This is a genomic window from Williamsia sp. Y712, assembly GCF_059445525.1.
This window is the reverse complement of record NZ_JCAIUN010000001.1, coordinates 999,735-1,020,834: the sequence shown is the minus strand read 5'-3', so window position 1 is coordinate 1,020,834 and position 21,100 is coordinate 999,735. Positions and strand designations below refer to the sequence as shown.

The following is a 21,100-nucleotide window of genomic DNA, read 5'->3' as shown; positions in this document are numbered from 1 at the left end:
CAATTGAACTGAATTTGTTTCCAGGCCTTGAACCCGGCCAACCGATCCGCCGATCAGGACGCCGTGGCGGCCGCGGTCAGCCCGAAGACCAGGGCCGATGCGATGCCGCCTGCATACGCCTCGTGCCACAGACCACCGGCATCCGACCCGGCCGCGAGCAGGCCTGGAATCGGAACGCCCGCGGTGTCGAGGACTCGCGCCTGGTCGTCGATCAAGATCCCGTGGAAAGGAAAAGTGACGGCCGGGACCGTCTCGATGACGTAGTACGGGCCCTCCGCGAGCGGTTCGCGATCCCGCTGCCGTCCGGGCGTCAGGTCCTGACCGCTCCCGGCGGCGCGATTGAACTCGGCGATCGCCGCACCGATGGCGACACCGTCGTAGCCCCACTCCTCGGGCAGGTACTCGAGCTCTTCGAGGTCTTCGGCCATACCCACCCGGCCGCCGCGCTTGCCGGCCAACTCGAATTTGTCGAGCGCAACGGCTCCCTCGACATAGGACGCCAGCATCCAGTCGCGGTGCACTCGCGCATCGGCGATCAGCAGCCCACGACTCTCCGGCTGGTCCAGAAGAGCCATCGTCGTCAGATGATCGCCGAGGGTCTCATCCACGAAGCGCTTGCCGTCGAGGTTGAACAACAACGCATGTTCGCTGTAGTAGAGCGACATGTCGACGAAATCGGCCGGGTCCGCGAGTTGCACACCACTCGGGATCAGGTGGCCGTAAAAGCCGACGTTGTCCGGCCCTGCACCTGCACCGACCGCCATCGCCAGTCGATATCCGGCACCACAACTGTTCGGGTTCGAACGCAGCTGCATCTTCCCGGCATCGGGATGGACGTGCTGGGCGAGTAGCTCTTTGTCGCCCTGGAAACCACCGGTGGCCAGCAGTGTGTACGCAGCCGAGATCTCTCGCGACTCACCGGGACCGGTTCGCACGCGGGCACCGGTCACGACTCCATCGACGCTGACAAGACTGTCGGTCTCTGTACGGAGCAAGATCTCACCACCGGCATCGAGGACGATCCGACGGCAGGTGTCGATGTAGTGATTGGTGTCGAACCTGTGGCCCTGTCCCCCGAAACTGAGGATGCGCTGGGCGTCGTCGACATCGATTCCGACCGAGCGGATCCAGTCCACACCGCCCGGAAAGCGGTCGACCAGTGCTCGCTTGAGCGCCTCGTCCCCATGCGGATTCTCGGCGTCCATCACCTCATGGGTGGGGGCGGTCCAGGCATAGCCGGCGAACCGTGCCGAGCCGCCGACGTCGCCGCCGACCTCCAGCAGACAGACCTTCTTGCCGTTCGACGCGGCTTTGGCGCCTGCGGTCAGTCCGGCCATGCCGGCACCGACAACCAGGAGGTCAAAGGCTTCGTTGGACATAGATTCCTCACTTTCGCCGGACTCCGATGCCGGCCATTCATGCACCCCGGCAGCCACCACTTGGCCCCGTAGAAACTCACCGGCGATAAACAGAACTGATTTCGGTTCAATTAGATTTTCACGAACCGTAAGCGGTGTCAATCACCAGTCCATCAGAGGCGAGGTCTATTGCATACAAGGCTTGCGCTGTGGGGCGCATCACTTTATGGTGAACCGAATTAACTTCAGCTTTCAGAAAGAGGACGCCCCGAAATGAATCGCAAATTCATCCGCGCCACGGTCGCGGTCGCCGCGGCTGCCCTGACGCTGACCGCATGCGGCAGCAGTTCATCGGGTACCTCCGGACCCGTCTCCGGTTCCTGGGACGAGGTCGTCGCGGCAGCCAACGAAGAAGGCAAGGTCACGATCTACTCGACGCAGGCCGCCCCTCGGCTCGCAGCGCTCGAGACCGCATTCGAGGCCGAATACCCGGACATCGACCTGGAGATCGTTCGCGGTGTCGACGCCGACCTGCTGTCGAAGATCGACGCCGAGAGCCGCTCCGGCAAGGGCATCGGAGACCTCGCGGTCATCACCGACGTGTCATGGATGAACGCGAACGAAGAGGGCGACGCCGCGGTCCCCCTGGTGGGGCCGAGTTTCGACAACCCCGACTACAACCGCGACACCAGCATCATCGCCGACCGCTACTTCCTCGAAGGCGCGGTGCTCCTCGGATTCGGCTGGAACACCGGTCTGCTGCCCGGTGGCGTCTCAACACCGCAGGACCTGCTGGATCCGGCCCTCAAGGGAAAGATCGGCATCGTCAACCCGGCGACGTCGCCCACCTACCTGGACTACTACTCCCACACCGAGAAGTACTACGGCGGGCGTGAGATCTTGGAGCAACTGGCAGAACAGAATCCGCGGATGTACCCCAGCAACCAGCCACTCGCGCAGGCGATCGCCTCCGGTGAGATCAGCGCCGGCCTGATGGCCGACCCGATGCTGCCCAACAAGGAGGCCGGCGCACCGGTCGAATGGGCTGCGGGCGAGCACATCTGGGGCGCCAAGTGGTACGGGCTCGCGCTGGGCACCGCACCGCACCCGAATGCCGCGCAGGTCCTGGCCGACTTCATGGTCACCGCGGCAGGCCAGGCAGCCACATCCGTCGGATACAGCTCGGTGCTGCCGGACATCGAGGGATCACTCGCTCTGGCACAGGAGATCCCCGACCAGAACACCGACGTGACCTCCGGTGAAGGTGCCGACAAGTACCGCGACGAGCTCGAGCAAGTCTTCAACTGACATACCTCCGGCCCGCGTGCCGCCATCGATTGGCCGCACGCGGGCTTTGTCGTCCCGCGACCTCCCGTCGTCGGACGTATGACCCCAACCGAAAGGCAGAAGATGACCGACAATCAGTTCGCCGGCAAAATCGCTGTGGTGACCGGCGCCGGATCCGGCATCGGTGCGGCAACCGCCAAGGCGCTCGCCGACCGCGGGGCCCGGGCCGTCTACCTCTGTGATGTGAACGCCGTCGCCGCGGAGGCGGTCGCAGCCGAGATCGAGGTCGGGCAGGCCATCGGACTCGACGTCAGTGATTCGGCCGCAGTGGCAACCGCTTTCGCGACCATCGTCGCCGACCAGGGCCGCGTCGACGTCGTTGTCCATGCCGCAGGTGTCGATGACCCCAAGAGCAAACAGCGCATGTACGACGCCGCCGAGAAGGGCGAGCCGATCGACATCCTCGCGCATCTCGACGACGACGATTGGCGCCGGGTCATGTCGATCAATCTCGACGGCACGTTCTTCGTTCTGCGCGAGGCTGTCCGGGCCATGAAGCCTGCCGGAAGCGGCGCGATCGTGACGATCGGATCATCCTCGGGGTTCGACACCCTCATCGGCTACCCGCACTACAGTGCGTCCAAGGCAGGTGTACACGCGCTGAGTCAGTCCGTGGCCAAAGAGGTTGCCCCCTTTGGTATCCGCGTCAACACAGTCGCACCTGGCCCGGTGGACACCGGTATGGCGGCCCGTACCCCTGCGCACCTACGTGAGGCGATGGCCGGCAGCGGTGCCCGCGGCTACGCCTCCCCCCAGGAATTGGCCGACAACATCCTGTATCTGGCATCCGATGCCGCCGTCAACCTGGTGGGCGTCGTCCTACTGAGCAACGGTGGTCGGTTCACGGCCTGAGAAATGCTGTGCGATAACGGTGTTCATGCCCCTCACGGGGTCTTCGGTTCGATCAGTACCCGCGTCCGCGGCTCTGTCACCAGGTACTCCGTGAGGAGCGTGCGCAGCCGGTACTCCGGTACCGTGAGCCGCTCGGTCTCCTGCGACCGATACTCAGACCAGTCCTTGAACATGCAGTACTCAACAAAGGTGCCGGAGGCATCCGCCGGGGTGGCCAGGGTCCATCGTCTGGCGCCGAGTCGCAGGCGCGAGCGCCGCAACTCCTCCATCGCCGCGACGAATCCGCTCGCGCATTCCGGGGCCACCCGGTAGGTGGTCTCGATGATCACCCACTTGCCCTCATGCCCGGGCGGTGGAGCGACCGGCGCCGGAGCCTGGGCGAGATCAGGTGTGATCTGGTGGCTGGGCATGATCCCGCGCCGCACCACCTCAATCGCGGATACGGCCATCATCAACGCCGACAACAGGATTGCCCAGCGCAGACCGACGACGTCGGCGAGTACACCCCACAACACCGAACCCACGGCCTGACTGCCCTGAAACATCAGCATGATGAACGCGATCACTCGCGCCTTGATCCACGGCGGAACGGCCGCGTGAGTGGCGATCATCCATGTGCTCTGCACGCCCACCCACGCCGCCCCGACCACCACCAACAGGACGAACATGACGCTGAACCAGGGCACCACCGCCATTCCGGCGAGCACAACCGCGTAGGCGCCCGAGCCCAGAGCCACAAAGTGATTCCAGCTCAATCGCGCCCGTACGGGCATCAGCGCGACGGTACCGAGCACGGCCCCGACCCCGATCGCTCCGGAAAGCACCCCGAACTCGAATGTGCTCACCTGGAGGCGCTCGTGCGCCACGATCGGAAGCAGTCCCCACAGACAACTGGCCGGTATGCCGAACATGGTCAGCCGCAACAACAACCGTCGCGTCCATCGGGAGTTCCGGATGAACCGCAGGCTGCCGCCGACGGCTGCGGTCACGGGTTGATGCGTGGCGGCCCGTCCGATGTCACCGGGAACGTTCCATGCCGAGATCCCCACGCACAGCGCGAAGAGGACGGCGATGAGCAGGAAAGCCCACGTCGCGCCGAAACCGGCGAGCACCGCGCCGCCGACAACCGGCCCGACCGCCCGGGCGCCGTTGAACACAGCGCCGTCGATGGCCGGGACCACCATCAACATGTCTCGACTGACGATGTGCGGCAATAATGCCTGCCACACAATGGCAACCGAGGCCAACCCCGCGCCGGCGATGAACACCGCGCTCATCAGAACCGGGGTGCCGGCCATGCCGAGTTGCTGCAGAACAGACAGCAGGATCGACGCCGCCAGCAGAACCAGTGAGGTCCCGACGAGAAGTGCCCGATGGCTGACGAATTCGGTGATCGCACCGAGCGGCAGGGCCAGCAAGAAGAACGGCAGGCTGGCCGCGAACTGCACCAGGGACACCGTTGCCGCCGATTCCCCGGCTTCGGCGAGCGTCCACTGCACGGCCAGCACCAGAATCCACACGCCAACACTTGCGCTCAGCGAGAAGCCGAGCATATTGCGCAACCGCCGCACCCGCAGTGGCGCAACCAGGCTCATCGTCTGAGCGTTGCTCATCATGTTCCAACTCCGTCGATCGGTCTGTAGTTGAACTTAGTTCAGTTGATACCGAGTCTGTGCTACTTTCAGCCAAATACCCAAACTGAACTCACCTTTGTTTAGCTGGTAGTGCATCCCACTCATCGGAGGTTCGTCATCGCCACCGCCAACCGTGTCGTGCACCTCGCCTCGGCACCCACCGGAGCCCTCACGCCAGAGCACTTCACGATCGTGGAAGCAGACGTTCCAGCGCTGACGCCGGGACAGGTACTCGTGCAGAACAGCTGGCTGTCAATCGATCCGTCGATCCGAATCCGCCTGGGCAGCAACGCTCCGGCCGGGTACCTACCTGCGCTACGAGCAGGCGATCCTCTCGCGGGCCTGGCACTGGGAGTGGTGGTCGAGTCCCGCAGCCCCGACTTCGCTGTCGGTGACCTGGTCTCCCATATGCACGGCTACCGGGACTATGCGATCGCCGATGCCGGCGCCGAGGGCGCGCTCGGCGGTGCGGGCGCATTGACCAGGATCGAAACCGGAGGCCTTGAGCCACAATGGTTCCTCGGGCCGCTGGGCAGTTCCGGCCTGACCGCGTACGTCGGGCTGTTCGAGATACTCGACCTCACACCGGACGACACGCTGTGGGTCTCGGCGGCTGCCGGAGCCGTCGGGAACATCGCGGTGCAACTGGCCAGGCTCCGCGGGACCAGAGTCGTCGCGTCCGCAGGCGGCGCCGACAAGGTCCGCCACCTCACCACCGACCTCGGTGCCGATCGTGCATTCGACTACCGCAGCGGTGATCTCCGCACACTGTTGTCCGAGGCCGCACCCGACGGGATCGACGCATACTTCGACAACGTCGGAGGTGACCATCTCGCTGCGGCGCTCGATGTCCTGCGCGAGAACGGTCGCGTCGCCATCTGCGGCGCCGTGTCGACATATGACCGCAGCAGCCCGCTGCCCGGTCCATCAAACCTGTTCCAGATCACCGCAAAGAGTCTGCGTCTGCAAGGCTTTCGCGCCGGCTCGTTCAACCACCTCTCGGCGGAGATCCACACCGAGATCGGGCAACACCTCGCCGACGGCACCATGTATCACCAGGAATCGGTGTACCACGGCCTGGATCAGGCACCTGCCGCGCTGGTGGCAATGTTGAACGGTCATACCAGGGGAAAGACGTTGTGCCGCCTCGACTGAGGTCGGGCAGCAGCGAAGCCGCCGCCGGGGGCCGGTTCACGAGAACCTGACCGCGACGACGGCAATTCGCTGATCTCAACCCACAAACATCTTCTCCCACTGCTCCTGATACCTGGCGATGCTCTCCGGCGTCAACGCGGACGTGTCGGGGAACGGAATATCCTGCGCTCGCCCAACGGATCCCGGAATATCGGAAAGCACACTGCCATAACCCTTCGACAGTGCTTCCTGCCCTTTGCTGGTGACCAAGAAGTTCGCCAGCACCTGCGCAGCATTCGGGTGTGGCGCCGATGCCAGAACGTGGGAGTACCACGGTGTCCCCCACGCCTGGTCCGGAAGCACCCAGTCGACCGGCGCCCCGGCCTCCATCTCACGGACCAACGGTTGCACCATCGGCGTGGCGATGATCTCGCCCGAACTCAACGCCTGCGCGATACCGAGAGAGCTGGGGTAGACACGCGGATCAAGGGCCGCCAACTGTTCGTTGAAGCTGCCGTCACCCCAACGCTTCTCGAAGAACTGATATTCATCCACAACGGCAGCGAAGCCAGACGGATTGACCACGCCGACCCGATCGCGCAGAGCCGGATCGAGCAGGTCAGCCGGGGACTGCAAACCTTGCGGAAGTTCATTGACATTCCAACCCAACGCCATGACCGCCGCGCTGGTCAGGAAGAACTTGTTGTTCAGAACGCTGCCCTCGCGGTCGTAGTCCGGATCGTCGAACGCCGGTCCGACGATGTCCACCGAGTACGCACCGGAATCGGCAGCCGTGGTCGCCCACGCCGGGTCGGACAGCATGTGTACGTCAGCAGTGCCCTTCCCTGTTCTCACCTCCGCCTCTACGCGGGGATTCGTCTCGACGTCCGTGCCGCGGGTGAATTCGAGCTTGATCGCTGGATACTCCTGCGCGAAAGCTACTTTCAGCGCCTCCAGATTCTCCGGGTGTTGGGTGGAATACAGGTGGACGACACCTTCCTCCTCAGCGGCGGTGACCACATCCTCCCAACTACCCTCAACTGGCCCGGACGCGGATTTCTCATTTCCGCATGCGGCGGAAAGCAAGAGGACGCCGGCGATGCCGACCGCAAGCGTTGCCCTGGCAGACAATTTCAAAGAGACCTCCAGAATCGCGCGACAGCAACAATTGTCTGCCGCGTGGGGGGAACAGCGGGAACCGAAACTCGAACTGATATCAGTTCAATGAACTTAGCCCGCGTCGAATGGTGATGTCAATCACTCGGCGCCTCTGGGCTCCTGGTCTCAGCGGCGAAGCGGCCGCCCGGAGGCCGTCAGCGCGGGTGGTACAACGTGACCTCGCTGGCCTTGATCACCAGGTAGACCTCGTCGTCTGCAACCAGGTCGAGGTCGGCAACAGCCGACCACGTGATCGCCCCAGCGACCGCCTGGGTGCCAACACCGGTATCCACCCGGGCCAGATCGCCTTGCGGAACAATCCGTGTGACAACGGCTTTCACGACGTTGCGAGGACTTCCACTCGGCGGCGTCCGGTAGATCGCGACCGCGGTCGGCGAAAATGCGGCCATGACCGGGTCGCCGACGGTCAGCGGGGTGTCGGCCATTCCGGTGATGCCGAAGGTCCCGGCATCGAGAGCATTCCCGTCCCAGCGCCCCGCGACGAGGTTTAGTCCGGCCAACTGCGCCGCGAACTGATTCGCCGGACTGGTGAGCAGTTCACGGATCGGACCACGGTCCACGACCTTGCCATCACCCAGGATGATCGCCGAGTCCGCCAGCGTGACCGCATCGGCGATGTCATGGGTCACCAGCATTGTCGTGCGAGCACGATCGGCGAGGATACCTCGCAACAGCACCCGGATACGCTGCGCCACATCGACATCGAGTGCGCTGAACGGTTCGTCGAGTAGCAGGAGCGCCGGATCGGCCGCCAATGCCCGGGCCAGCGACACCCGCTGCGCCTGTCCACCCGACAACTGTGACGGTTTGCGATCTGCCAGGTCGATCGCGTCCACTGCTTCGAGCCACCGCTGCGTTCGCGCGCGCACCTCGGATCGGGGCAGCCGTGCCGCCGCCGGAGCGAACGCGACATTCTGCCGGACGGTCAGATGAGGGAAGAGCATGCCCTGCTGCGAGAGCATCGCGACACCACGCTTATGCGGCGGGACAAACACTTTCGGGCCGACGAGTTCATGCCGGCCGACGTCTATCGTCCCTGATGCGGGTTTGAGCAGACCCGCCAACAGGTTCATCAACGTACTCTTGCCTGCGCCGTTCGGACCGAGGACGGCCACCGTGGCACCGGCCGGGACTGTCAGCTGCAGATCCAGAAACGGGACGTCACTGCGTAATTCGGCAACAAGATCCCCACTCATATCGGCCCGCTCATATCGCAACCGCCCGATGAGAATCGCGCAGGTGCACGGCGATGACCACCAGCAGCGCCACCAGTACCAGCACCATCGAGAGCGGCAAGGCCTGTTCCGGTTCACTGATCGATTCCACGTAGATCGCCAGCGGCGCGGTCTGGGTGACCCCCTGCAGATTGCCCGCAAAAGTGATCGTGGCACCGAATTCACCGAGCGCCCGCGCAAAAGCCAGAACCATCCCCGAGAGCAACGCCGGAAACACCAGCGGCATGGTCACTTTCCACAGGGTGTGCGTCGGCGATGCCCCCAATGTGGCCGCCACCCGTTCATACCGGCTGCCGACGCTGCGCAACGCACCTTCGAGACTGATCACCAGAAAGGGCAGCGCCACGAAGGTCTGAGCGAGCACAACCGCGGTGGTCGAGAATGCGATATCGATACCGATCGCCACCAGATGTTCACCGACGAGACCGAATTTGCCGAAGGCATAGATCAATCCGATACCACCGACCACCGGCGGAAGCACCAGCGGCAACAGCACCACCGAGCGCAGCAGTCGAATGACCACACCGGTGCTCCGGGCGAAAACGATCGCCATCGGCACACCCAGCACGATGCACAACACGGTGCTGATCATCGCGGTCCGAAGGCTCAGCAACAGCGCGTCCCGTGAGACATCAGAGGTGATGTTCTCCCAGAAGTCACTCCACGGCGTGTTGGTGGCAAGTGCGATCGGCGGCAGCATCACCAGGGCCACGCCGATCACGGCCGGAATGTACAGCCAGGCCGGAACAGCTTTCAGTCCACTGGTTTTCACTGCGCAGGACCGAAGCCCATCGCCCCGAGGAGCGCGGCCCCCTGCGTACCGAGCACCATGTCGACGAACTTCTGCGCCGCTTGTTTCCTCTTGCTCGCAGCGACGACACCGATCGGGTACGCGTTGACCACCGAGGCAAAGGCGGGATCGGCTACGGCGGTCACCGTATCGCCGGCACCGGTGGCATCGGTGACGTACACCAGTCCCGCGTCGGCCTGCCTGGTCTGCACTTTGGTGAGCACACCGGTCACCGCTGTTTCCTCACTGACCGGTGTGATGTCGATTCCGGTGTTCTCCTCGACCTTCGCGGTGGCACTGCCACACGGCACGGCGACCGCGCAGATCACTGTGCTGACATCATCTTTCGTGAGATCATCCAGACCCTGAATGTTCTTCGGATTGCCTGGTTGGGTGACGATGGTCAGGGTATTGGTGGCGAATGTCTGCGGATCACTCACCGCCTCACCGAGTTTCGCCATGTTCTTCTCATCGGCGGTCGCGATCACATCCGCATCGGCACCCTGCTGGATCTGGGTGACAAGTACCTGAGATCCGTCGAAGCTGAACTTCACCTCGATATTCGGGTTGTCTTCGGAGAACTGCGTTGCGAGGTCGGTGAAGCTCTTCTTCAGCGACGCCGCGGCAAAGACGGTGAGAGTGACCTTGTCCGCGCCATCGCTGCCGGTGCCACTCGCCGAGTTGTCATCATCGCTCGACGAACATCCCGCCACCGGGAGCGCCGCCGACAGGAACAGTGCGAACACTGCAAAGATTCTCGACCTCATTCGGCGGACCTCGTTTCCACGATGACGTTCGTGGCCTTGACCACCGCTGTTGCCACCGAGCCGGGTTTGAGATCGAGTTCACGCACGGCATCGGTACTCATCAAGGACGTGACCTCGAACGGACCGCATTGCATCGTCACCTGACTCATCACCGGATCCGACTTCACCTCGGTGACCAGACCGACGAAGCGGTTGCGAGCCGACCGCGCGACGGGCGCATCGGATGAGGACAGCACCGGCGCCCGCTCGCTGGCCAGTTTCGCCAGCTCGGCACCGTCGACCACTTGCCGACCCGAGGCGTCGGTGTGGGCCGACAATTCATCGGTGGCGATCATCCGCCGGACAGTGTCGTCACTGATCCCCAGGAGTTCGGCGGCTTGACGGATTCGCAGGTCGGTCACCCACTGAGATTCGTCCGCGGCTGCGGTTCTGTCAAGCCTCGGCAGCCGCATCTGCGGAGTCCCCTCGTCGCGATGAGTTTTCGCGCGCACCCTGGTCTATGCCTGTGAAGCTTTCGAATCCCCCGCCAAGAGGAGACCAACACCATGCCTGCCATCGACTCCCGACCCGACGGCGTGCCCGTCTGGTTCGACCTGTCCAGCTCAGAGCCCGTCGCCGCCGCGAAGTTCTACGGAGAACTCTTCGGCTGGGACTGCACCGAACCCGACGAACAGTTCGGCGGGTACGCCACAGCTACCTACAAAGACAAGCGGATCGCCGGCATCGGCCCGAAAATGGCGCCCGACACACCGGACTTCTGGGGGATGTACTTCCAGACATCCGACATCAATGCCTCCGCCAAAAAGGTCACCGAGGCCGGCGGCAGTCTCCTCTTCGAGCCGATGGAGATCGGAGAACTGGGGCTGATGACGTTTGTGACCGATAGTGGGAGCAATCCCGAGACCTCACCTGGCCTCAATCCCCACGGCGCGGTCTTCGGCTTCTGGGAACCCAAAGAACACAAGGGATTCGAACTCGAGAACGAGGTCGGCGCGCCCTGCTACTTCGAGCTGCAGACCACTGATTACGCCGCCGCGGTGAAGTTCTACAGCACAGTTCTCGAGCGCCCCTTCGTGACCGTCAGCGATACCGACGAGTTCCGCTACGGTCAGCTGGCATTGCCGGGGGCCGGACCCGGCGAGGGATACGCCGGGATCATGGACGCATCGAAGTACCTGCCGCCGGAGGTGCCGTCGCACTGGTCCATCTACATCGGTGTCGAGAGCGCGGACGCAACCGCGGCAAGGGCCACCGAACTCGGCGGCACAGTGATCACCGAACCCGAGGACACCCCCTACGGACGTCTTGCCACCATCGGTGATCCCTGGGGAGCAATGATCAAACTGCATCAAGTCCTCGAATCCTGATCGCACCCGCCGGATTTTCGTCATCCACCACGACATGACCGGTAAGGGATCACGCTTTGCCCTTGACTTCATGTCCACTTGAAGTCGGAGGATCGGCATCAACACCTTGCCAACCAACAACAGGGGGAATCCCAGTGGCAGTACTCGGCAGTAAAACCACGGCGCTCGGCAATAAAACCACTGGCCTTATGTCAGACCACGTCGCTACCGTTGCGGACATGACCTCCACCGCCATAGCAACCGACTACGCCATCGAGGCCATCGATCTGGTCAAAGAGTTCGATGGTGTCCGGGCTGTCGACGAGGTGAGTTTCAACGTTCCCCCCGGCTCGGTCATGGGTCTACTCGGCCCGAACGGTGCCGGAAAGACCACCATCGTGCGAATGATGACCACTCTGAGCACGCCGACGTCGGGCACCGCCAGAATCGCGGGCTACGACGTGATCGAGAACCCCGACCTGGTGCGTAGCCGGATGGGGCTCACCGGCCAGGCCGCCACCGTCGACGAATTGCTGACCGGCCGCGAGAACCTGTGGATGATCGGCAGCCTCTACGGGCTGCCCCGCAAACAGGTCCGGCGGTCGGGCGACGAATTGCTCGAACAGTTCTCCCTGAGTGACGCCGCGGATCGGGTGGTCAAGACCTACTCCGGCGGTATGCGCCGACGACTCGACCTCGCGGTCAGCCTGTTGGCGTCACCGCCGGTCCTGTTCCTCGACGAACCGACCACCGGTCTTGATCCGAGGAGCCGCCAAGAACTCTGGGACGTTCTGCTCTCACTGGTGAAGCAGGGCACCACTTTGCTTCTCACCACGCAATACCTCGAAGAGGCCGACCAACTCGCCGACGACATCGTTGTCATCGACAAGGGCAAGATCATCGCGGCCGGCACTCCGTTGCAACTCAAAGAGCAGGCGGGCAAGGCCAGTCTGGTGCTCACCGTGTCGAGATCCGGCGACCTGCCCGAAGCGACACGCCTCCTCCGTGAGAACAGCGGGGAGGTATTCGTGGATGAGTCGGCCAGGCAACTGACAGCCGCCGCCAACGGGATCGCCGACCTGACCAAGATCGCCGGGATCTTCGAACGCAGCGAAATCGAGGTCGACGACATCGGACTGACCCGCCCCAGCCTCGACGACGTCTTCCTCTCACTCACCGGGCATCGCGCAGAAGATGCCGACACCGAGGAGACCAACTGATGACCACCACCGCTGCAGGCACAACCGGCAAGCAGGCCACCCGCGATTTCACAGTAGGACGCCCCGACCTACTGCGGGAATCGCTGGTCATGGTGCGACGCAACCTGATTCACACCAAACGCCAACCCGAGATGCTGTCGGATGTGACGGTGCAGCCGATCATGTTCGTGTTGCTGTTCGCATACGTCTTCGGGGCATCGATCAATCCCGGTTCGGGCTTCGACTACAAGGAGTGGTTGCTGCCCGGGATCATGGGCCAAACGATCGCATTCTCCGCATTCATCGTGGCACTCGGTCTCACGAACGATTTGGAGAAGGGCATCATCGACCGGTTCCGGTCGCTACCGATGTCGCGATCATCGGTGCTCGTCGGCCGATCGGTGGCGGCGCTGATCCACTCATCGATCGGCATCGTGGTCATGGCCATCACCGGCCTGTTGATCGGGTGGAGCATCAACGAGGGATTCCTCAAGGCAGTCTTGGCATTTGCGCTGGTACTACTGTTCGGCTTCTCGATGATCTGGTTCGGGATCCTCATCGGATCGATCATGCGATCACCCGAAGCGGTCAACGGTGTCATGTTCACATTGCTGTTCCCGATCACGTTCCTGTCCAACGCATTCGTGCCGACTGCCCCGATGCCGTCATGGTTGCGGACCATCGCCGAGTGGAATCCCATCTCGGCACTGGTGCAGGCCATGCGTGAACTATGGGGCAACGGCCCGACTGCTCCGGCCGGGGCACCCTGGCCACTGCAGAATCCTGAACTCGCAACGGTCCTGTGGTCAGTGGCTTTGACCCTGATCTTCGCCCCATTCGCCTTGTTCGCGTACCACAAGCGCACCACCGACTGACCAACCAAATCGTCGGGTCAAAGCCGTCGAGCGTGTCCTGATCACCGTTGACCGTGCCAATAATGCGGTTACGCAGGTGATTTCGGCCCGGTCGGCGGTTTTCGGGCTGTTCGGCGAAAGGTTTACGCGGTACGTGCGAGGGCTTCGATGGGATCGCTGTAGATCGCATCGAGTGAGACCGCGCCTGCTGCCTGCTGCTGAACTGTTGCGCCGGAACGTGACACGCGAACGTCGCGCCGCGGAGCGACAGACGTTTCACGAACGGCCTGGGCGACCATCGGAAGCGTCGAGGGAGCATCGGTGAATGCCTGGCCGCCGAGGACAACGTGGTCGGGATTGAAGATGTCCCCGATCAGACCGACCGCACGGCCCAAGACCGCTGCGCGCTCGGCCAGGATCGCGCGAGCGAGTTCGTGTCCCTCGGCCGCCAACTGGTGCACCTCGTCGACGTTGGCGATCGCAAGGCCCGCAGCGATCGCGGCATCGACGATGCCGGTGTCGCTGACCGTCGACTCGAGTTGTCCGGTCCCCGTGGGGTCGAGCAGTGCGGTCTTCCCGACCGGGAAGTGACCGATCTCCGGCGGTCCGCCTGCCGGTGTGTAGACGCTGCCGCCGACGGTGAACGCGATACCCACCGATTCACGGGCGTAGAAGTAGACAAAGCTGCCGCCCTCTTCAGCCGGGTCCACCAGCAGTTCGGCCTGGGGGTTGAGCAGCAGTTCCGCGGCGGCCATGGCTTCCACGTGCGAGGCCACCGAGATCGGCAGACCGATGACCGACGCGAGTACCTCGCCGACCGGGGCAGATTCCCAGACGAGTCGCGGGTGGGTGTTACGGCCGGCCTTGTCGACCCGGCCGGCAAGCGCAACGCCGGTCCACAGCATCTTCTTGTTCGGCCAGCGAGACAAGAAACGCTTGGTGCTCAGACCAATCGACGTCAGAGCCTGTTCCGGTGTGTCCGCAACCGGCGTCGGGATCTGAATGGCACCGACAACACGATGGAAGAGGTCGTGGGTGGTGATCGAGGTGACCTTGAGGCCGATGTGGATGCCAACGGTCAAGAAATCAGCGGTGTTCAGCTCGAAGGGCAACCGTGGGCGCCCGATGGCACCTGCCGGTGCCAGGTCGGCCCGCTCCCGCAACAGACCGGACTTCAACAACGCGCTGACCTGCCGGTTCACGGTCGAGATACTCAGTCCTGAGGCACTTGATGCCGCGTCCCGGAACACCGGTCCGTGAAGACGCGCAGCCCGCAGCACAACCGCTGCAGGCTTGGTCGACAGATGCAGCTGCGGGTTCGCGATGTGAATCTTGGGTGCCTTCTTCGGGCCGGGAACACCCAGCGGACGGGCAGGACGCCCTGGCGCGGTGACGCGGGAACCGACCAGAGGTCGCGAACCGCTTCGCTCGGACGGACGTGTGACGGTGGAGCGAGTGGGGGTGGAGCCAGAAGTGATGCGGTGATCAAGTGTTGCAGTCATCGGATGTCCTCGTCGAATGATCGCACCTGGAGAACCGATGGGTTCTCCAGCGCGGGAAGTTGTCAGATTCGGAAAATGCCGCGAGCGCGGCGAGATCAGATCAGGACATTCGACAACAGAGGACGCGAGCAAACGGCAGACGACATCCCAGTGCGGTGGTCATATAAGTGACCTCCGGGATGTGGTGACCTGCGCTCGACATAGGCGCAAACATAGCAGTGACACAACCGGGCTGCAAACGATCCACCGATGGGCACCAGGTAACGCGAACTGATTGCGGCGACCTGTCGAACCCCGGCTGCAGCGCAGCTCACCGGCGACAATAGCCCCGGCGCCGACCTCCACGTCGACTTGAAATCACGACGAACGAAATTGTGGAAACGAATCCCGAATACAGCCCACACTGAGTTGCGTTCCTCGTTTCCAAGAGACGTTCCCCGTTTCCAAGAGAAAGGCACCTATCGTGTCCCTGCATTTCCATTGGTTCCTGCCGACATATGGCGACTCCCGGAATCTGATGGCAGGTGGTCACGGTTCGGACATGTCAGGCGATCGCCCGGCAACCCTGCGTTATCTGAACCAAATTGCCGGCGCTGCCGAGGTCAACGGTTTCGAAGCCGTCCTCACCCCGACCGGCCTGTGGTGTGAGGATGCCTGGCTGTCGACGGCGATGCTCTTGGAGACCACCGACACCCTCAAGTTCCTGGTCGCTATGCGTCCAGGGCTGACCAGCCCGACCCTCGCGGCGCAGATGGCTGCCACCTACCAGTGGCAATCCAAGGGACGGTTGCTCCTCAACGTCGTGACCGGCGGTGAAGCGTCGGAGCAGCGCGCCTTCGGCGACTTCCTCTCCAAAGACGCCCGCTACGAGCGTTGCGGCGAGTTCCTCGACATCGTCCGACGTCTGTGGACCGAGGACGCACCCGTCGACTTCACCGGCAAGCACCTCCGAGTACAGGGCGCACAGCTCGCCCGGCGCCCCGATCCGCTGCCCCCTGTCTTCTTCGGCGGGTCTTCGCCTGCTGCGGGTGCTGTGGCCTCGAAGTTCGCCGATACCTACCTGACCTGGGGCGAAAAGCCCGACGCCGTCGCCGCCAAGCTCAACTGGATCCGCGGACTCGCCGCCGCCGAAGGCCGCGAACCGACGTACGGGATCCGGCTGCACGTCATCTCCCGCGACACCTCCGAACAGGCATGGGCCGAGGCAGATCGACTCCTCGGAGCCCTCGATCCGGCGGTGGTGGCCGGCGCGCAGAAGAACCTCGCGCAGTCCGAGTCCGAAGGACAGAAGCGGATGCTCGAACTCCACAGCGGTGGAGCCGCTTTCAACTCGACCACCGACGCCCGCTCATTGGAGATCTATCCCAACCTCTGGACCGGGGTGGGCCTGGTCCGCGGTGGCGCCGGAACCGCACTTGTCGGGTCGCACGATGAGGTTGCCGACCGGATCGAAGAATATGCCGCACTCGGCCTCGACCACTTCATCCTCTCCGGATATCCGCACGTCGAAGAGGCCTACCACTTCGGTGAAGGCGTACGTCCGCGTCTGATCCGGCGCGGATTGCTCGATGGCGACGATCACGCACGCGAACCAGTGCGTGGCGCGTTCCTGAGCTCGTACGAGCCGGCCAGCGCCTCGTAAACCCTGCTTCCGCCACAACATCCGGAGAAGAGCCCATGACCACCGAGAAAATTTCCGACCAGATCAAGTTCGCGTACTGGGTGCCCAACGTCAGTGGCGGCCTGGTCACCAGCGACATCGAACAGCGCACCGGCTGGGACTTCGAATACAACAAGAAGCTCGCCCGGACCGCCGAGAACAACGGCTTCGAGTACGCCCTGTCACAGGTGCGCTACATGGCCTCGTACGGTGCCGAGTTCCAGCACGAATCAACATCTTTCAGCCTTGCACTGCTCGGTGCGACCGAGAAGCTGAAGGTGATCGCGGCGGTCCATCCCGGACTGTGGCATCCCGCAGTGCTCGCCAAGTTCGGTGCCACTGCCGATCACCTGTCGAACGGCCGCTTCGCGATCAACGTGGTGTCCGGATGGTTCTCCGGTGAGTTCAAGGCGCTCGGCGAACCGTGGCTCGAACATGATGAACGCTATCGACGCAGTGCCGAGTTCCTCGAGGTGATCCGGAAGATCTGGACCGAGGACAACGTCGAATACGCCGGCGACTTCTACCGGATCCGCGACTTCACCCTCAAACCGAAACCGCTCAACACCCCGCAGCGCCCGAATCCCGAACTGTTCCAGGGCGGTAACTCCACCGCGGCCCGCAACAACGGTGGCCGGTACGCCGATTGGTACTTCTCCAACGGCAAGGACTTCGACGGTGTGACCGAGCAGGTCGAGGATCTGCGGGCCGTGGCCCGGGCGCACAACCGCGAGGTCAAGTTCGGCCTCAACGGATTCATCATCGCCAGGGACACCGAGGCCGAAGCACACGACACCCTCCGCGAGATCATCTCGAAGGCCAATCGTCCTGCGGTTGAGGGCTTCCGTGACGCGGTACAGCAGGCAGGCGCTTCCACCTCTGACCACAAGGGCATGTGGGCAGATTCCTCGTTCGAGGATCTCGTGCAGTACAACGACGGTTTCAAGACCAAGCTCATCGGCACCCCCGAGCAGGTCGCCGAACGAATCGTCGCCTACAAGCGTCTCGGGGTCGACCTGGTACTCGGCGGCTTCCTGCACTTCCAGGAAGAGATCGAGTACTTCGGTGCCAAGGTGCTCCCGCTGGTTCGTGAAATCGAAGCGGCGGACGAAGCAGCCGGTGTCAACGCGTCGTGAGCAGTACCGCGATCGCAACCCGCATCGACTCTGCGGAACAGGCACTTTCAACCGCACACACCCTGGCGGCACATTTTGCCACCGGGGCCGCCGGCCGTGACCGTGACCGCAAGCTCCCCCACCGTGAGATCGACGAGCTCTCGGCCAGCGGACTGTTGGCGATCACCGTGCCAACGCAGTTCGGTGGCGCCGACCTGACGCCCGGCGTCGTGGCCGAGATCGTCCGGATCCTGGCCACGGCCGATCCGAATATCGCGCAGATCCCACACAGCCATTTCGTGTATCTGAATCTGTTGCGGCTGGCCGGTACTCCGACCCAGCAGCGGGACATCTTCTCGGATGTCCTCGGCGGTGGTCGCATCGCCAACGCGCAGTCCGAGCGCGGTGGCAAAACGATTGCCGACATCTCGACAACGATCAAACCCGTTTCGGGAAGCCTGCAGCTCGATGGTTCGAAGTTCTACTGCACGGGTTCCCTGTACGCCCACACGCTGGCGGTGCTCGCACGGCTGGACGACCCGAACGGTGAATCAGGGCTGGAGACCGGCGAATACGTGGCGTTCATACCCGCCGATATCGCCGGGGTCCGCATCGTGGACGACTGGAACGGCATCGGACAGCGCACCACGGGTAGTGGCACGATCTCCTTCGAAGCCGTGACCGTGCAACCGCAGCAGCTGGTGGCCCGGGCGAAGGTGATCGATGTCCCGGCCGGCTACGGCGCGTTTGCCCAGTTGCTGCATGTTGCGATCGACGCCGGTATCGCACGTGGCGCCCTGCGCGCCGCAACCGATTTCGCGCGGACAAAGAGCAGGCCATGGTTCGAGGCTGGCGTTGATCGGGCGATCGACGATCCGCTGCTGATCCAGCGCTTCGGCGAACTCGCCGTCGAAGTCCGCACGGCCGAAGCAACATTGGCTGTGGCCGGAAACGCCGTGGACGAGACGTTCTCGGCGACCGCGGAGAACGCGGTCGAGCGTGCGGCCGAGGCGTCGATCGCGGTCGCGACGGCCAAGATCGTCGCGGACCGGGCCGCCAACGACGTGTCGTCGGCCCTGTTCGAGGTATCGGGAACACGCAGCGCGGCAGCTGATCTCGGACTCGACCACTTCTGGCGCAACGCCCGGACCCACACCCTGCACGACCCTGTGCGTTGGAAGTATCAGCACATCGGACGCACCCTGCTCCACGGCGAACCACCGCCGCTACACGGAGTCATCTGATCGCCGAATACCACTCATGCCCATGCGCACCGCGGTGTGCATGGGCATGAGCTGTTTGTAGGTTCGCCCGAAGGTTCCGGTCTAGCTGCTCGCTGCCTGCCGGAGCATGGAGGTGGCGGCGCCGTCTGTGTTGGTCTTCAGATCCACCGTCAGGGTGTTGCCGGGGCCCGAGACCAGTGAGTTGAGCACGGGGCCGACGAGGTTGCCGCAGCCGGTGAACGCCGGGATCTCGTAGGTGCCACTGAGGACGGTGTCGAGACCCTCGTTGAGGTTGGCCGTGCCGCTCAGGTTGGCCGTGGTCACCGACGTCACACAGTTCGCTTTCGGGGAGAGCAGGTTCAGATTTGCCGAACCGGTGCTGATGCCCAGCGGCTGAATGCTGTCGATCTTGATCTTGAAACTCTGCTGAGCCTTCAGGCTCACGTCGAATGTCTCCAGGTCGATCGCCGCGGTGCCGGTGACCTCGGAGGGATCAACGATCGACATCGTGATCGTTGCCAGGTTCAGTGGTCCGAGTTTGAGGTCGGTGCTGGTGGTGGGGAGATTCAGCTGGCCACTGAGCGTGCCTTTTTCGAGACTGGGGTAATCCAGGCTCAGCGTCGTGACGAGCGGGGTCGCCGGGAAGTCGACCTTCTGATTCAGCTTCTTGATGACGGTCGAGGTGTTGGCGGTGTAATCGACCTCGAGATCGATGGTCTCGGCAGCGGCCGGGCCGGCCAGTGCGACACCGAGGGTGAGTGTGGCGGCTATCGCTGCGGCCGAAGAAACAACACGGGTCTTCATCCCCATTTTTCGTGGAGCCTTTCTGATCACTAACACTGATGCGTGGTGCATAAGAACTTACTGCAGCGTAAGTTCCTGCATCAGACTTTATTGCTTTTGCTAACCTTCATGTTTCTCGTCCGCCTGATTAGGCTTCTCAAAAGTGACCGTGACCTGCTCAAATCCCTTGGCCCGCTGGGCCTTCGCCTGCCGCGTGTAGGTCTTTCGATCGCCCCGGGTCAGATCGACGTTGTCGGTGAACGGGGTCAGCAATGCCCGGGGATACAGCCGGTGTTTGCGCACCACGTTGATCTCGGCGGATATGACAACGGCGATTGCCGCCAGATAGAAGTACGCAAGTAGACCCAACACCACCGCGAAGACGCTGTTCGTGGTGCTGGCGTTCCTGACCACACCCGTCACATAGACCGCTCCAAAGGTCTGCAACAGCTGCCACACCACGCCCATGACAATTGCGCCCGGCAACACATCGCGATAGCTCACGCTCTTGGATGTTGTGCTCAGCCGGAAGCCAACGGCAAAGATCATCGAGTTGGTCAGTACCGCACCCAAACCCACCACGATGCTCTGCCACATGTTCAGCGGACCCGAGAGCCCACCGAATGTCGAAAGGACCGTCGTCGCGACGAGCGCCAGCGCAATGAGTGTGAGCAACAGCAGACTTCGCGCCCGCGACAGGATCGGATTCGGCCGGCTGTTTCGCGGCACCTGCCACGCCGTGTTCATCGCATTCTGGGTGGCCTGCCCGATGCCGGAGGCACCGTAGAGGGCGCCGATCAGACCGATGACGATGCCGGCGACACCGCCGCTCAGTTCCTGCGGTGTTCCGAGTTGATCACCGATGACCGGGAACTGACTCAGTGCCGAATCGATCACCGTTCGTTGGAGTTCGGGATTGCCCTCCAGGACGATGCCGACCGTGGTGGTGAGCACCAGCAGCAGCGGGAACAACGACAGGAAAGCGTAATAGGTGATCAAGACCGCGAGATAGCCACCTTGATCATCGACGAACTTGTAGATGACAGCGATGCCGAAGCCCAGGACCGGATGCCGTCTTTGCAGCCTGTCGAGTCGGTCGATCATCAGAGCACCTCAAGTCAT

The 21,100-nt window shown here is 63.2% G+C and carries 19 protein-coding genes; 9 read left to right on the top strand and 10 right to left on the bottom strand.

Annotation, left to right across the window (positions count from 1 at the left end):
- Nucleotides 1–53: 53 nt before the first annotated feature.
- Nucleotides 54–1,379 (bottom strand): FAD-dependent oxidoreductase, encoded by a 1,326-nt coding sequence (locus AC1D75_RS04990; RefSeq protein ID WP_495514183.1) that lies wholly within the window; start codon nucleotides 1,377–1,379, stop codon nucleotides 54–56.
- A gap of 252 nt (nucleotides 1,380–1,631) precedes the next feature.
- Between AC1D75_RS04990 and AC1D75_RS04985 the strand changes: the two genes are divergently transcribed.
- Together AC1D75_RS04985 and AC1D75_RS04980 are read left to right on the top strand one after the other, a co-directional pair.
- A complete protein-coding gene (locus AC1D75_RS04985; RefSeq protein WP_495514182.1) occupies nucleotides 1,632–2,666 on the top strand; it encodes an ABC transporter substrate-binding protein in 1,035 nt (344 codons plus the stop codon).
- 102 nt (nucleotides 2,667–2,768) lie between these two features.
- Nucleotides 2,769–3,557 (top strand): SDR family NAD(P)-dependent oxidoreductase, encoded by a 789-nt coding sequence (locus AC1D75_RS04980; RefSeq protein ID WP_495514181.1) that lies wholly within the window; start codon nucleotides 2,769–2,771, stop codon nucleotides 3,555–3,557.
- Between the two features lie 32 nt (nucleotides 3,558–3,589).
- Here the strand turns inward: AC1D75_RS04980 and AC1D75_RS04975 are convergent, their stop codons facing one another.
- Nucleotides 3,590–5,173 (bottom strand): MFS transporter, encoded by a 1,584-nt coding sequence (locus AC1D75_RS04975; protein ID WP_495514180.1) that lies wholly within the window; start codon nucleotides 5,171–5,173, stop codon nucleotides 3,590–3,592.
- 108 nt (nucleotides 5,174–5,281) lie between these two features.
- On the opposite strand from AC1D75_RS04975, the gene AC1D75_RS04970 reads away from it, so the two are divergent.
- Nucleotides 5,282–6,346, top strand: coding sequence for an NADP-dependent oxidoreductase (locus AC1D75_RS04970; RefSeq protein ID WP_495514179.1), 1,065 nt, complete (start codon nucleotides 5,282–5,284; stop codon nucleotides 6,344–6,346).
- Between the two features lie 75 nt (nucleotides 6,347–6,421).
- On the opposite strand, the gene AC1D75_RS04965 is transcribed toward AC1D75_RS04970, so the two are convergent.
- The 5 genes from AC1D75_RS04965 to AC1D75_RS04945 all read right to left on the bottom strand — a co-directional run bounded on the left by AC1D75_RS04965 (nucleotide 6,422) and on the right by AC1D75_RS04945 (nucleotide 10,697).
- Complete coding sequence (locus AC1D75_RS04965) at nucleotides 6,422–7,345, bottom strand: ABC transporter substrate-binding protein (RefSeq protein WP_495514178.1); 924 nt, start codon at nucleotides 7,343–7,345, stop codon at nucleotides 6,422–6,424.
- Between the two features lie 293 nt (nucleotides 7,346–7,638).
- The gene (locus tag AC1D75_RS04960) at nucleotides 7,639–8,700 is read right to left on the bottom strand and encodes a sulfate/molybdate ABC transporter ATP-binding protein (protein WP_495514177.1); all 1,062 of its coding nucleotides are present in this window, start codon (nucleotides 8,698–8,700) and stop codon (nucleotides 7,639–7,641) included.
- Between the two features lie 10 nt (nucleotides 8,701–8,710).
- Nucleotides 8,711–9,511, bottom strand: coding sequence for an ABC transporter permease (locus AC1D75_RS04955; protein ID WP_495514176.1), 801 nt, complete (start codon nucleotides 9,509–9,511; stop codon nucleotides 8,711–8,713).
- Nucleotides 9,508–10,296, bottom strand: a complete 789-nt coding sequence (modA, locus tag AC1D75_RS04950) for a molybdate ABC transporter substrate-binding protein (protein ID WP_495514175.1) — start codon at nucleotides 10,294–10,296, stop codon at nucleotides 9,508–9,510. The genes AC1D75_RS04955 and modA overlap by 4 nt, the downstream gene beginning before the upstream one ends.
- Entirely contained in the window at nucleotides 10,293–10,697 is a 405-nt protein-coding gene (locus AC1D75_RS04945; RefSeq protein WP_495514174.1) for a TOBE domain-containing protein, read from the bottom strand. Before AC1D75_RS04945 ends, modA begins: the two co-directional genes overlap by 4 nt.
- 144 nt (nucleotides 10,698–10,841) lie before the next feature.
- On the opposite strand from AC1D75_RS04945, the gene AC1D75_RS04940 reads away from it, so the two are divergent.
- From AC1D75_RS04940 to AC1D75_RS04930, 3 genes are all read left to right on the top strand, one after another.
- Entirely contained in the window at nucleotides 10,842–11,663 is an 822-nt protein-coding gene (locus tag AC1D75_RS04940) for a VOC family protein (protein WP_495514173.1), read from the top strand.
- A 218-nt stretch (nucleotides 11,664–11,881) separates the two neighbouring features.
- Nucleotides 11,882–12,862, top strand: a complete 981-nt coding sequence (locus tag AC1D75_RS04935; protein WP_495514172.1) for an ATP-binding cassette domain-containing protein — start codon at nucleotides 11,882–11,884, stop codon at nucleotides 12,860–12,862.
- Nucleotides 12,862–13,716, top strand: coding sequence for an ABC transporter permease (locus tag AC1D75_RS04930; protein WP_495514171.1), 855 nt, complete (start codon nucleotides 12,862–12,864; stop codon nucleotides 13,714–13,716). The genes AC1D75_RS04935 and AC1D75_RS04930 overlap by 1 nt, the downstream gene beginning before the upstream one ends.
- A 122-nt stretch (nucleotides 13,717–13,838) precedes the next feature.
- Here AC1D75_RS04930 and AC1D75_RS04925 read toward each other — a convergent pair whose 3' ends face one another.
- Complete coding sequence (locus AC1D75_RS04925; RefSeq protein ID WP_495514170.1) at nucleotides 13,839–15,197, bottom strand: ROK family protein; 1,359 nt, start codon at nucleotides 15,195–15,197, stop codon at nucleotides 13,839–13,841.
- Between the two features lie 463 nt (nucleotides 15,198–15,660).
- Here AC1D75_RS04925 and AC1D75_RS04920 point away from each other — a divergent pair, with 463 nt between their 5' ends.
- Genes AC1D75_RS04920 through AC1D75_RS04910 form a run of 3 tightly spaced genes read left to right on the top strand, consistent with a single transcriptional unit; the run spans nucleotide 15,661 to nucleotide 19,216 of the window.
- Complete coding sequence (locus tag AC1D75_RS04920; RefSeq protein WP_495514169.1) at nucleotides 15,661–16,839, top strand: LLM class flavin-dependent oxidoreductase; 1,179 nt, start codon at nucleotides 15,661–15,663, stop codon at nucleotides 16,837–16,839.
- A 35-nt stretch (nucleotides 16,840–16,874) separates the two neighbouring features.
- Nucleotides 16,875–17,993 carry a dimethylsulfone monooxygenase SfnG gene (sfnG, locus tag AC1D75_RS04915; RefSeq protein ID WP_495514168.1) on the top strand — a complete coding sequence of 373 codons (1,119 nt, stop codon included), beginning with the start codon at nucleotides 16,875–16,877 and terminating at the stop codon, nucleotides 17,991–17,993.
- Nucleotides 17,990–19,216 carry an SfnB family sulfur acquisition oxidoreductase gene (locus tag AC1D75_RS04910; RefSeq protein ID WP_495514167.1) on the top strand — a complete coding sequence of 409 codons (1,227 nt, stop codon included), beginning with the start codon at nucleotides 17,990–17,992 and terminating at the stop codon, nucleotides 19,214–19,216. Before sfnG ends, AC1D75_RS04910 begins: the two co-directional genes overlap by 4 nt.
- Before the next feature lie 81 nt (nucleotides 19,217–19,297).
- Here the strand turns inward: AC1D75_RS04910 and AC1D75_RS04905 are convergent, their stop codons facing one another.
- The gene (locus AC1D75_RS04905) at nucleotides 19,298–19,999 is read right to left on the bottom strand and encodes a hypothetical protein (RefSeq protein WP_495514166.1); all 702 of its coding nucleotides are present in this window, start codon (nucleotides 19,997–19,999) and stop codon (nucleotides 19,298–19,300) included.
- Nucleotides 20,000–20,098: 99 nt separating this feature from the next.
- Nucleotides 20,099–21,082, bottom strand: a complete 984-nt coding sequence (locus tag AC1D75_RS04900) for a YihY/virulence factor BrkB family protein (RefSeq protein WP_495514165.1) — start codon at nucleotides 21,080–21,082, stop codon at nucleotides 20,099–20,101.
- Nucleotides 21,083–21,100 lie beyond the last annotated feature (18 nt).

Coding starts and splice junctions, on each gene's coding strand:
- AC1D75_RS04975 (WP_495514180.1), bottom strand. CDS start 5,173: ATGATGAGCAACGCTCAGACGATGAGCCTGGTTGCGCCACTGCGGGTG.
- AC1D75_RS04980 (WP_495514181.1), top strand. CDS start 2,769: ATGACCGACAATCAGTTCGCCGGCAAAATCGCTGTGGTGACCGGCGCC.
- AC1D75_RS04905 (WP_495514166.1), bottom strand. CDS start 19,999: ATGAAGACCCGTGTTGTTTCTTCGGCCGCAGCGATAGCCGCCACACTC.
- AC1D75_RS04900 (WP_495514165.1), bottom strand. CDS start 21,082: ATGATCGACCGACTCGACAGGCTGCAAAGACGGCATCCGGTCCTGGGC.
- AC1D75_RS04930 (WP_495514171.1), top strand. CDS start 12,862: ATGACCACCACCGCTGCAGGCACAACCGGCAAGCAGGCCACCCGCGAT.
- AC1D75_RS04935 (WP_495514172.1), top strand. CDS start 11,882: ATGACCTCCACCGCCATAGCAACCGACTACGCCATCGAGGCCATCGAT.
- AC1D75_RS04940 (WP_495514173.1), top strand. CDS start 10,842: ATGCCTGCCATCGACTCCCGACCCGACGGCGTGCCCGTCTGGTTCGAC.
- AC1D75_RS04990 (WP_495514183.1), bottom strand. CDS start 1,379: ATGTCCAACGAAGCCTTTGACCTCCTGGTTGTCGGTGCCGGCATGGCC.
- AC1D75_RS04925 (WP_495514170.1), bottom strand. CDS start 15,197: ATGACTGCAACACTTGATCACCGCATCACTTCTGGCTCCACCCCCACT.
- modA (WP_495514175.1), bottom strand. CDS start 10,296: ATGAGGTCGAGAATCTTTGCAGTGTTCGCACTGTTCCTGTCGGCGGCG.
- AC1D75_RS04960 (WP_495514177.1), bottom strand. CDS start 8,700: ATGAGTGGGGATCTTGTTGCCGAATTACGCAGTGACGTCCCGTTTCTG.
- AC1D75_RS04985 (WP_495514182.1), top strand. CDS start 1,632: ATGAATCGCAAATTCATCCGCGCCACGGTCGCGGTCGCCGCGGCTGCC.
- sfnG (WP_495514168.1), top strand. CDS start 16,875: ATGACCACCGAGAAAATTTCCGACCAGATCAAGTTCGCGTACTGGGTG.